The organism is Paenibacillus sp. UNC451MF (assembly GCF_000686845.1).
Taxonomy (GTDB): Bacteria; Bacillota; Bacilli; order Paenibacillales; family NBRC-103111; genus Paenibacillus_S.
Genome location: NZ_JMLS01000057.1, coordinates 1 through 10,308 on the forward strand (window position 1 = coordinate 1; position 10,308 = coordinate 10,308).

10 protein-coding genes are annotated in these 10,308 nt (G+C 47.6%); 8 read left to right on the plus strand and 2 right to left on the minus strand.

Going from position 1 to position 10,308, the window contains the following annotated elements; all coding sequences use genetic code 11:
* Positions 1 to 202: 202 nt before the first annotated feature.
* Both BP97_RS0130485 and BP97_RS37980 read left to right on the plus strand, forming a co-directional pair.
* Entirely contained in the window at positions 203 to 889 is a 687-nt protein-coding gene (locus tag BP97_RS0130485; RefSeq protein ID WP_028552490.1) for a type 1 glutamine amidotransferase, read from the plus strand.
* A gap of 17 nt (positions 890 to 906) precedes the next feature.
* Positions 907 to 2,193 carry an ammonium transporter gene (locus tag BP97_RS37980; RefSeq protein ID WP_036746850.1) on the plus strand — a complete coding sequence of 429 codons (1,287 nt, stop codon included), beginning with the start codon at positions 907 to 909 and terminating at the stop codon, positions 2,191 to 2,193.
* Positions 2,194 to 2,486: 293 nt separating this feature from the next.
* On the opposite strand, the gene BP97_RS0130495 is transcribed toward BP97_RS37980, so the two are convergent.
* Complete coding sequence (locus tag BP97_RS0130495; protein ID WP_231506502.1) at positions 2,487 to 4,007, minus strand: MFS transporter; 1,521 nt, start codon at positions 4,005 to 4,007, stop codon at positions 2,487 to 2,489.
* Positions 4,008 to 4,022: 15 nt separating this feature from the next.
* A complete protein-coding gene (locus tag BP97_RS0130500; protein ID WP_028552492.1) occupies positions 4,023 to 4,571 on the minus strand; it encodes a PadR family transcriptional regulator in 549 nt (182 codons plus the stop codon).
* 213 nt (positions 4,572 to 4,784) lie between these two features.
* On the opposite strand from BP97_RS0130500, the gene BP97_RS0130505 reads away from it, so the two are divergent.
* The 6 genes from BP97_RS0130505 (at position 4,785) to BP97_RS0130530 (ending at position 10,280) form a co-directional block, all read left to right on the plus strand.
* A complete protein-coding gene (locus tag BP97_RS0130505; protein ID WP_028552493.1) occupies positions 4,785 to 5,792 on the plus strand; it encodes an aldose 1-epimerase in 1,008 nt (335 codons plus the stop codon).
* Positions 5,793 to 5,843: 51 nt separating this feature from the next.
* Positions 5,844 to 6,815 carry a Gfo/Idh/MocA family protein gene (locus BP97_RS0130510; RefSeq protein ID WP_028552494.1) on the plus strand — a complete coding sequence of 324 codons (972 nt, stop codon included), beginning with the start codon at positions 5,844 to 5,846 and terminating at the stop codon, positions 6,813 to 6,815.
* A 138-nt stretch (positions 6,816 to 6,953) separates the two neighbouring features.
* Positions 6,954 to 7,160, plus strand: a complete 207-nt coding sequence (locus BP97_RS37990; protein WP_036746852.1) for a DUF2197 domain-containing protein — start codon at positions 6,954 to 6,956, stop codon at positions 7,158 to 7,160.
* A gap of 111 nt (positions 7,161 to 7,271) precedes the next feature.
* The gene (locus BP97_RS0130520; RefSeq protein WP_028552495.1) at positions 7,272 to 8,084 is read left to right on the plus strand and encodes a PPK2 family polyphosphate kinase; all 813 of its coding nucleotides are present in this window, start codon (positions 7,272 to 7,274) and stop codon (positions 8,082 to 8,084) included.
* A gap of 314 nt (positions 8,085 to 8,398) precedes the next feature.
* Positions 8,399 to 9,265 carry an aldo/keto reductase gene (locus BP97_RS0130525; RefSeq protein ID WP_028552496.1) on the plus strand — a complete coding sequence of 289 codons (867 nt, stop codon included), beginning with the start codon at positions 8,399 to 8,401 and terminating at the stop codon, positions 9,263 to 9,265.
* 10 nt (positions 9,266 to 9,275) lie between these two features.
* Complete coding sequence (locus BP97_RS0130530) at positions 9,276 to 10,280, plus strand: phosphotransferase (protein ID WP_028552497.1); 1,005 nt, start codon at positions 9,276 to 9,278, stop codon at positions 10,278 to 10,280.
* Positions 10,281 to 10,308 lie beyond the last annotated feature (28 nt).

Genomic DNA, 10,308 nt, shown 5'->3' on the forward strand with positions numbered 1-10,308 from the left:
AACATGCAATTAAAACCAATTGTTAAACACATGTTATATATATGTTATGTATTTGATTTAAATGTAAGATATAACCTTAATTATCGTTAGTTAAATCGAATTCTGTGTTTATTGTGTTAACTTTGTTGACAAATAATATGTTATTCCGGTAAAATACGCTCATGACCTTTATACTATATAGAGAAAAGGGAGGTTTAGTTACATGAGGGTGCTGCTGTTGAAGCATTTTGACTTCGATGATCCGTCTTTTTTCATCTCGTGGATCGGACGACATGAACATGAGCTGACGGTGCTGTTTCCTCCTAACGGGTTCTATACTCCTTCCTGCGATGACTTCGATTTGCTAATCATTCTGGGAGGTCCGATGAGCGCTTATCAAGATAACGAGTATCCATGGCTGCAAAGCGAGAAGAAGTTCATACGTGAAGCAGTCGAACGGGGAAAAAAGGTGCTCGGGATATGTCTGGGAGCGCAAATGCTCGCAGAGGTGCTGGGAGGGAAGGTTTACCGCAACCAATATAAGGAGATCGGTTGGCATCAGGTGAAGCGAAATGGAACACAGCATCCATTATTAAAGGGAGTTCCGGACGAGTTTTATTCTTTTCATTGGCATGGCGACTGCTTCGATATTCCGGAAGGGGCGGTTTCGCTGGCTTCCTCGGAAGCGTGCAGGCAGCAAGCATTTGCTTATGGCGAAGGGGTTCTCGGACTCCAGTTTCATCTGGAAACTACGGAAGGCTGTATGACGACGATGCTGGAGCGATGGCAGCATGAGCTTGTTGATGCTCCGTGGATACAGAAGGCTGAGCACATACTTAAAGAGACGGGTCGAACAACAGATTCGAAGGCGATATTGAATCAAATCCTTAGCAACTACCAAACTGACTAGCGAGCGAGGTTGACGATATGGAAATTGGCGTAAACGGTATATGGACAATGTTGGGCGCAATCTTGGTACTTTTCATGCAATGCGGATTTATTATGCTGGAAGCGGGCTCCACGCGAATGAAGAATGCCGGTCATATTGCCGGTAAAACCGTGTTTACAGTAGGAATCGTTTCTTTGGTTTTCTGGGCGGTAGGTTATGCTTTTATCTTCGGTTCGCAAGGCGGTTCTCTCATCGGTTGGGGTGATTATTTCGGCTTCAACATGATGGAGGTGCCGGATGGAAGCAATGTGGCACCTACAGTCATGTTCGTATTCCAGCTTTCGTTTGCTGCAATTTCAATGTCTGTAGCATGGGGCGGGTTCGCGGAGAGAGCGAAGCTGTCGGCTTACTTGATTTTTGCGGTGCTGTTCTCAGCGGTGGTTTACCCGGTAATTGCGCACTGGATTTGGGGCGGCGGCTGGTTGGCTCAGCACGGTAAGCAGGATTTTGCTGGTTCCACTGTTGTTCATCTCACGGGCGCTATGGCCGCTCTTGCAGCAACCTTGCTGCTGAAGCCGCGTATCGGCAAATATAACAAAAATGGTACACCAAACGAAATTCCGGGTCACAACCAAGTGTTCACAACATTAGGTGTGATGCTGCTATGGATCGGTTGGTTCGGGTTTAATGCAGGAAGTACGATTACTGCAGGTGATGGAAGCTTCTTCGGTTATATTGCGATCAACACCCAATTGGGTGCGGCTGCAGGGGCTGTAGCTGCTCTGATCATCTCTTGGATGTTTACAGGAAAAAGCGACATCAGCACGATGCTGAATGGAGCGCTTGCAGGGCTTGTTGCTATTACCGCATCTTGCGCGTTCGTTGAGCCGTGGGCAGCCATTGTGATTGGTTTAGTTGCAGGTATCGTCGTATTTGCAAGCATGAGACTGTTCGAGAAGCTGCGCATCGATGATCCGATTTACGCGCTTTCCGCTCATGGAACGGCTGGTGTATGGGGGACTTTGTCCAACGGATTCTTCGCTACTCCGGAATTGGCTGAGAAAGTCGGCGTAGGGAAAGCTGGATTGCTATATGGCGGCGGCTTTGAGCAATTGGGTGTGCAAGTACTAGGTATTGTCGCATGCGGCGCATTTGCTTTCATTGTCTCTTATGTGATTCTGTATGCTATGAAAGCTACTATCGGCATCCGTGTAACGGAAGAGGAAGAAATGATGGGCCTCGACTTGAGCGAGCACGGCACCTATGGGTACCCTGAGCAAATGAAGGAAGCTAAGCCGGTATCCGGTGTATTAGTTAAGAGTTGAAAAAACGGCTCTCCCGTCAATGGATGGGAGAGCCTTCTGATTTATGAGAAGCTTAAAACATGAAATATGCTAGTATACAACGGTGGGGTATGCCCCTCCAGCCGCTGTTGAAATCTATGAATTTGATTAATTTAGCGGTATATTCAAAGATTTCAAAGGCGGACGTAAACTCCTCCGAGGCATACCCCACCTATCTGTATAGCAAATTTCTAGAAACCAGGTTTCTCATTAATCTGACGGCTCTCCCGTAAAAAAAACGGGAGAGCCGTTTTTGGTGTGTATAGGAAGTAAAGTTAAGCTGACTTGGCTGCTTCCGGAGAAGCTGCTTTGGGTCGGGTCAGCTTGCCAGGTCCTACAGATAGCCCGGCGATGATGCCCAAAGCTGCCAGACATAGAGCCAGAATAAATCCGTGATTGATGGAGGTTGCCAGCGACTCTCTCAAGAAATCTTTTATTTCCTGGGGAATCGTAGCTCCCGCTCTCATCAACAGCTCGGGATTAGCCAGAGTATCCAGCTTATCTGCGGGGATCTGATGTGCCTGTGCCCCGTCTTGGATTATATGCGATAGGTTATTGTTGACGATGGACGCCATAATCGTGGCTCCTAGTACACCTCCGATGTTTCTCCAAAAGCCTACGATCGAGGAGCTGATCCCGATGTATTGCTTATCTACGCTAAACGCTACGGCGCTCTGAGCTATGCTCATCAAAGGCCCGATGGCTCCAAAGCCAAGCAGTATCATAAGCAAAATCATGTACCCGTTGGAAGCATTATTGGGCACTGTCATCAATAAATAGGCGGTAATGACACCGAATATCATCGATGTAATGATAAGTGAGCGAAAGGAAAATACGGTTTGGAATGAAGCAAAAGCAATGGAACCGACAATTAAGGAGAACATCATTGGAGTCAAAATGCCGTTCGAGTTTTGCTGGCCAAGCACAGCTACGGAGAACATGGGCAGGTAAGTAATGGCGGAGAACATAATCGCTCCTTGGCAAATGCAAGCTATGCTGGTTCCTGTGATCATACGGTTACGGAACAGCTTCAATGGCAGCACGGGTTCTTCTGCACGAAGCTCGGTCCGGACGAAGAAAATACCTCCGATAGCAGCAATCGCAATCAATGAAAGAATAGGCCATGAAGTCCATCCATAATCTTTGCCGCCCCATTCAAGGGCCAGCATTAACGATACGGTGGAGATGATCAACAGGAAAGTGCCCAGGTAATCGATCTTGGGTCGACGTTCGGAGCGGGACTCCTTTAAGGCGAACAGAAGGGTTAGAAAGGACAAGGCACCTAGAGGCACATTGACGTAAAAGCACCAGCGCCAGCCCCAGGAGTCGGACAGCAACGTCCCGATTTGCGGCCCGGCGACAGATGATAAACCGAAGATGGCGGCGAATACGCCGGACAGCTTGGCGGCTTGCTTCGGATCAGCGAACAGGGTGTAGATGATCGTGAAGCTGATAGGCATTAAGGCTCCGGAGCCGATGCCTTGAAGCGCTCGGAACCAGATTAACTGCGTAATATTTTGCGAGAGGCCGCATAAGGCGGAGCCGATCAGGAAGAAGCTGATTCCGATAAGGTAGAACCGTTTTCGCCCGAACAGATCGGACATTTTGCCGAATACAAGCATCGTGCTGGTTGCCGCGAGCATGTAAGCGGAGAATACCCAGCTCATGTTCTCAAAGCCGCCGATATCTTTAATAATATGGCTGACCGCGGCCGATGTGATCGTATTATCTAGCGATGACATCAGCAATCCCAGCGCCATTGCCAGCAAAATCAAACCATTATGCTGCTTGCTCATGAACATTCCTCCTAATTATTGATTCGGGGCGGGTTGACTGCCTTGCTCCGCTTGCTTTATTCTAGCCAATCCGTCTCTGACGATTTTCAAATTGCCCTCCGAGCTGGCGATACCGATTTGAATGCAGATTTCCTGTGTCTGGGTCATATATTTGCCGTAGCGTTCGTAGTCATTTTTCAAACGGGCGAGGTGGGCTTCTTCCCTAGCTATAGCTTCTTCCATCCAGCTTTGGATCAGCGCAGGCTCGGCGAACTCGCCGAAAAACATCCGAACCATGAAATCGGAGCGAAGCACGTTATTTTGCAGCTTGCTGTCCAAATAGCTATGGAATTGTTCTTTGCCTTTCTCGGTGATGGTATACATGTTTTTATTCGGCTTTCCATGCTGTTCAATGCTTTCCTTGGTAATGAGTCCTTCCTTCTCCATCTTGCTCAAGGTAGGGTAGATCGTTCCGAAGCTTGCGTCAAAAAAGTACGAAAGCAGCTCTTCAAATCGATGTTTGATGTCATACCCGGACATGCTGCTTTCCATTAGTAAACCCAAAATTGCGTCTTGACCTGTCATGTTAGCCACTCCTATATCGAACTGATATATTGATTATGGAGTTATATTAACATTCGATATATATCATGTCAATATATGGATAAGAAAAAAATAACATTTATTTTCTTTAATCTGTAAAATCCCTTTTGCGCTTCCTTCTCTTTTAATGGATAATGAAGTCAGGATGTTTGTCTATATATTAACTACTACATATTGTCCCAGGAGGGCTTCTTCATGAGCCAAGCTTCGATTTATCATGTTCATTTTGACGATGTGCCTGCGATTCAATTAAATGCTGGAGGATACAAAGCTGTTATTGCGCACAGCGTTGGCAGTAATATGGTTGAGCTGAGCAGGCCTGCCGACAACTTAAGCTTCCTTCGCACTCCGGATAACGGAGAAACGCTGAGACAAAAAAGCCAACGGTACGGGCTGCCTCCCTTGTTTCCGCCTAACCGTATTATTGAAGGAAAGTTTTCGACGCCATACCGGGATTATGTTTTGCCGCTGAACAGCTCGGATGGAGAGCATTTCATGCATGGTATCTTGCACAAACGGCCTTGGCGCATCCAATCGGAGAAAGTCCTTGATAATGATGCAGTTGAGCTTGTTCTTGTCATGGAAATGGGTAAGGACGGCGAGATGCACCCTTACTTCCCTCACGAATTTACATATGAACTGACGTATACGCTGTCCGAGCAAGGACTTCACCAGCTGGTGCGAATTACCAATCACAGCAGCGAACCGATGCCGCTTGGGGTCGGGTTTCATACCGCCCTGCGTGTTCCGTTTCATTCGGAAGGACGGGAGGAGGACTACCGTCTTGCCATTTCCGTCGGGGAAGAGTGGGATCTGACTCCACTATTTGTTTCTACCGGTAAGCTGTTGCCTCTATCCGAATCGGATAAGGAGCTGCGAGGAGAAGGAATTGCTCCTATAGGGGAACCGTATGCAAAGCATTTTACAAGCAGCGCTATGGAGCGCAACGGGCAGCCGTTCTACGGGGCCGTACTGACGGACACGGCACGGAATACGAGCTTGGTGTACGAGGTAGATCCTCAATACGGACATTGGACCGTTTGGAACGATGACGGCAAGAGCGGATTTGCCTGCCCTGAGCCACAAACGTGGACGAATAATGCGCCTAATGTGCCGCTGCCAAATGAAATAACGGGGTTTAGGCTGCTGGAGCCAGGCGCGACGTGGTCGGCATGGACTAAGCTATCTGCAGAGCTCGGATAAATATCAGCTTATTTAATAGAATGCGCTAACCACTATGGGGAGGGTTAATCGATGTCACTGCAAATCGGATTTGTCGGTACCGGGGGCTTTACGAAGTTTCACTGCAATTTGTTAGCAAAAATGGATGGGGTGCAAATACGGGCCTTCTGTGCGACGAGCCAGGAGAAGGCGGATCGGTTAGCTGCGGAGTGGGATGGAGCCACAGGCTACGACAGCATTCATAAAATGCTGGACGCAACGTCCTTGGACGCTGTTTACATTTGCGTACCTCCGATGGCTCATGGAGAAGTCGAGCGTGCGTTGATCGAGCGGGGGATTCCCTTTTTCGTTGAGAAGCCGGTAGGACTAGATTTGGAGCTGCCAACGTCCATCCTTCAAGCGGTTCAAGAGAAAAAGCTGATTACGTCCGTCGGGTATCATTTCCGCTACATGGATTCGACGCAGCGTGCGCTTGCGGCTCTGGAAGACCGTACGATCGGGATGGGTCTGGGCTACTGGATGGGCGGTATGCCTCGTGTCGCTTGGTGGCGTAGGCAGGACGGCTCCGGCGGGCAGTTCGTCGAGCAAACCACTCACATCGTCGATCTGATGCGCTATGTGATGGGGGAGGCGGTCGAGGTATACGCTGCTTATGGCAGCCGTTTGATGCATAAGATAGAAGAGGGAGTAACGACCCCGGATGTCGGGACGGTCACGATCAAGCTGGCGAGCGGAGCGGTAGCTACGATCTCGAACACCTGCATGCTCCCGGTAGGCGGGCCAACAGGTCTGCATCTATATACCGATCAAGGCATAATGGAGTTAACAAGTGGAAGCCTCAAGGAGATCGGGAAGACGATAGTGAGCGAATACAAAAATCAGAGCAATCCTTATGTTCGAGCGCATGAAGCATTCCTGCATGCGGTAAGGAGCGGTGATAGCAGCGGTATTTTGTCCTCATACGAGGATGCGGTCAAGACACAGGCTATTGCCATAGCCGCGCTTCAATCCGCCGAGCAGGGTGTGCCTGTACGTTTAGGATAGCTGCTGAACAACGGAGTGGTTCCATCTTGGAACACTCCGTTTTGCTATTTTATGGACAATTCAATAATTAGTCACACAAGGGAATGGAATAATATGGGATACTAAAAGGGTACCGTATTTGACGAAGGAGGTATTCCTATGTCCCTGGAGGTTCAATGCTTTAATTGCAGTGGAAAATTTACAATCGAGCATAGCGACCCGCAGTACGTCAAGATTAAAAATAAGCAAACGAAACTGTACGTATGCCAATCTTGTAATTTGTCTATTAAAGGTGAGGCCATTAAGCAAACTGGATTTGATCCCAAACTCCTTGATCCGAAGGGTTACGACAAATTCGTGCCGTAACCCCTTTTCGCAAATACGCTTGTGAGGGTAATAGGAATCATAGTGATTTGATGCTACATAGATTTATGTAGAGTCCTGTGTTACCCCATGATAGTCAGGGAGGCTGATTTTATGAAAAACTATGTATGGCCCCGTGGAAAAAAGAAAAAGTTAGGTCAATATGATCCGGAAGATACCGGCTCTTTCTCTAACAAGGAAGAGGTTGCCGAAGCTGTGATGGAGCTTAAGGAGCAGCTGCAGCAGCTGCAGGACATTTTGTTCGCTCAGAAGAAATATTCGGTGCTAATTATTTTTCAGGGGATGGATTGCAGCGGGAAGGACGGTGTTATTAAAAAGGTGCTGTCTGGCGTCAATCCTCAAGGTTTTAAAGCGATATCTTTCAAAAAACCGACCTTGGACGAGGCGGCTCACGATTTTTTATGGAGAACCCACAAGGAAGTGCCTGCCCGCGGCTATATAACCGCGTTCAATCGTTCGTACTATGAGGAGGTACTCATCACTCGCGTACACGAACAAATTGACGATGAAGAGGCCGAACAGCGGTTTAAGCATATTAAGCATTTTGAAAAGCTCATGACCGATCACAACACCGTAGTCATTAAAATTTTTCTTCATATATCTCAATCCTTTCAAATCTCCAAAATCGAGCAAAGATTAAAAGACCCCTCTAAAACATGGAAATTTGATCCCGACGATCTGCTGGAGCGCAAGTTCTGGGAGTCCTATGAAAAGGCTTATGAGGATGTGTTCCAGAATTGCAGCTTCAAGAATGCACCTTGGCATATTGTACCTTCAAACCATCGCTGGTATCGGGATTATCTGGTGCTGAACATCATAGTCGGTGCATTGAAGAACCTCCCGCTGGAATACCCCGAACCGGATTCACAAGTAAAGGAAAGAATACTGCTGCTTCCGGAAAGCTAAGATACCTGGAGAGAGCTACCTTGCGTTGGGTGGCTCTCTTTTTATAATTGAAGCGCTGATGCTTCCTACTCAAGGGGAGTTTGTTTAAAATAAAAAATCCACTTGCCTCCCTGTTTGATTCATTTGTAAAATAATTACATTAGAGTGGCCTATGATCATTCGTCGGATCGGGCAAATGGACGTGAATTATGCAGCCGTGGAAGGGCTTGAATTTAGAGAAGAGGTCAATGCGGATAACAAGGTATTACATAGACGGCCAAGGATAGCCGCAGGTGTGAATATTGTTTTTAAAACATTTGAAAGGATGAGGCTAGATGTTCTATCGCAGATTAGGCGTGACCGATGTACAAATTCCCGTGATCGGTCAAGGTACCTGGAAGTTCGGAGAGGACAGGGGCAATGCGGCTAGAGAAATCGAAGCTTTACGGCTAGGCTTGGAAAATGGAATGACCCTGATCGATACGGCAGAGGAATATGCCAAAGGAGGCTCGGAGCGTATTGTAGGAGAGGCTATTAAAGACGTTCGTAAGGATGTATTCCTTGTTACGAAGGTTTCTGCCAAGCATTGTTCATACGAGGGGGTGCTGCAAGCAGCGGAGTCGAGTCTCGAGCGGCTGCAAACCTCCTATATCGATCTTTATTTGCAGCATTGGCCAAGTCCTCAATTCGAGGTAGCAGAGACGATGAGCGCAATGAGTGAACTAGTCGAGAGAGGCTGGGTCAAGCATATTGGGGTTAGTAATTTTAGTCCGGAGCTTATGAAGGAAGCCCAGAATGCTTTGGGCAAGCATCCGTTAGTATGCAATCAGGTAGGCTATCACTTGAACGATAGAGCGATAGAAGACGATGTGCTTCCTTATTGCCTCAGTAATGGGATTACTGTCATGGGATATTCGCCGTTCGGTTATGCTCCTGGAGTATTTGGCAAACGAGGATTTCCCGCTGTCGGCACAGAAGAGAGAACTGTTCTGGAGGAGATCGGAGCCAAGTATGGAAAAACGGCCCATCAAGTTGCATTAAACTGGATACTTCGTAGGGAGGGCGTTGTGACGATCCCGAAGGCCGCGAACATTCAACATATCCGGGATAATTTGAATGCAATAGGCTGGGAACTAGAGGGAATGGATATGGAGCGGATTGAGAGCTCCTTTCCCATAACAACTGAAGACCAACTTAACTGAGGTGAACAGAGTGGATAAGCACCATGCTTTACAAAAGGAAATCAAGAATGCTTATTTCAAAGAAATTCGGGACGTATGGACGAAGCCGGTCTCCTATGGGGTTAACAACACCACTTGTTATGTATTTGCGGGAGAAGATCGTTACGTATTCCGGGTATATGATAATCGTCGTGACGAGCAGCCCATCCAGTACGAGCTTGCAGTGCTGGCTGCATTGAAGCAGGAGGCCGTTTCCTTCGAAATTCCGGTGCCTGTGCACAATCATGACGGACAGCTGCTTACTCGTCTGGACAATGGACAGATCGGCGTATTGTTTCATTGCATACCAGGCGAACGCCCTAATACGGAGGATACATACTTGTTCGGTAAGGCGGCGGGAGAACTTTCACACGCTCTTAGCAGAGTGATGGTTCTTGATAAGCCTCCATATCGTGGTTCATATCATCTGTACGAGGTTCATCCGCTCATTTCTAAAGAAATGCTTCATGATCTGTTATCTGATCCTTGGGAACAAAGCGATGTTCAGGCAGCAGATTTTATGCTCAAAGAGCTTCTACGTATGGAGGGGCTGAAGCCGGCTTTCTCCCTGCTGCCTCATCAACTGGTGCACGGCGATCTAGCGCTAAGTAATGTATTATTGAATGACGGACGTATTTCCGGAATATTGGACTTTGAATTTTGCTCACCGGATGTTAGAGCGATGGAACTCGCTGTTGGCTTAATGTCTTATGTCCATGAAGAGAGCTCATTCTCTGCTTACGCGGAAAGCTTTATTTCCGGATATAGTGAACACGCTTCGTTAAGTGCTGATGAGATCAGCATGCTTCCGGATCTTATCAAATTGAGGTACATGGGCTCTTTTATTCACCACTTGGGTCGTTATGCCGCTAAAGTGGGCTCGCTTGAAGCTGCGCAGAAAAGGCTTCACCAATTCCAAAATATTGCAGAAAAGCTTGATCGGGTGGAAGAAGCTTTGCTGAAGCACGGATTTTTGCATTTCTTGGATCGGTCTTAGTCTGTGTACGAAGAATCTACAACAGCCT

Excerpts from the sequence above, each read along its gene's own strand:
- BP97_RS0130525 (WP_028552496.1), top strand. The coding sequence starts at position 8,399 with ATGTTCTATCGCAGATTAGGCGTGACCGATGTACAAATTCCCGTGATC.
- BP97_RS0130485 (WP_028552490.1), top strand. The coding sequence starts at position 203 with ATGAGGGTGCTGCTGTTGAAGCATTTTGACTTCGATGATCCGTCTTTT.
- BP97_RS37980 (WP_036746850.1), top strand. The coding sequence starts at position 907 with ATGGAAATTGGCGTAAACGGTATATGGACAATGTTGGGCGCAATCTTG.
- BP97_RS0130505 (WP_028552493.1), top strand. The coding sequence starts at position 4,785 with ATGAGCCAAGCTTCGATTTATCATGTTCATTTTGACGATGTGCCTGCG.
- BP97_RS0130500 (WP_028552492.1), bottom strand. The coding sequence starts at position 4,571 with ATGACAGGTCAAGACGCAATTTTGGGTTTACTAATGGAAAGCAGCATG.
- BP97_RS0130520 (WP_028552495.1), top strand. The coding sequence starts at position 7,272 with ATGAAAAACTATGTATGGCCCCGTGGAAAAAAGAAAAAGTTAGGTCAA.
- BP97_RS0130510 (WP_028552494.1), top strand. The coding sequence starts at position 5,844 with ATGTCACTGCAAATCGGATTTGTCGGTACCGGGGGCTTTACGAAGTTT.
- BP97_RS0130495 (WP_231506502.1), bottom strand. The coding sequence starts at position 4,007 with ATGAGCAAGCAGCATAATGGTTTGATTTTGCTGGCAATGGCGCTGGGA.
- BP97_RS37990 (WP_036746852.1), top strand. The coding sequence starts at position 6,954 with ATGTCCCTGGAGGTTCAATGCTTTAATTGCAGTGGAAAATTTACAATC.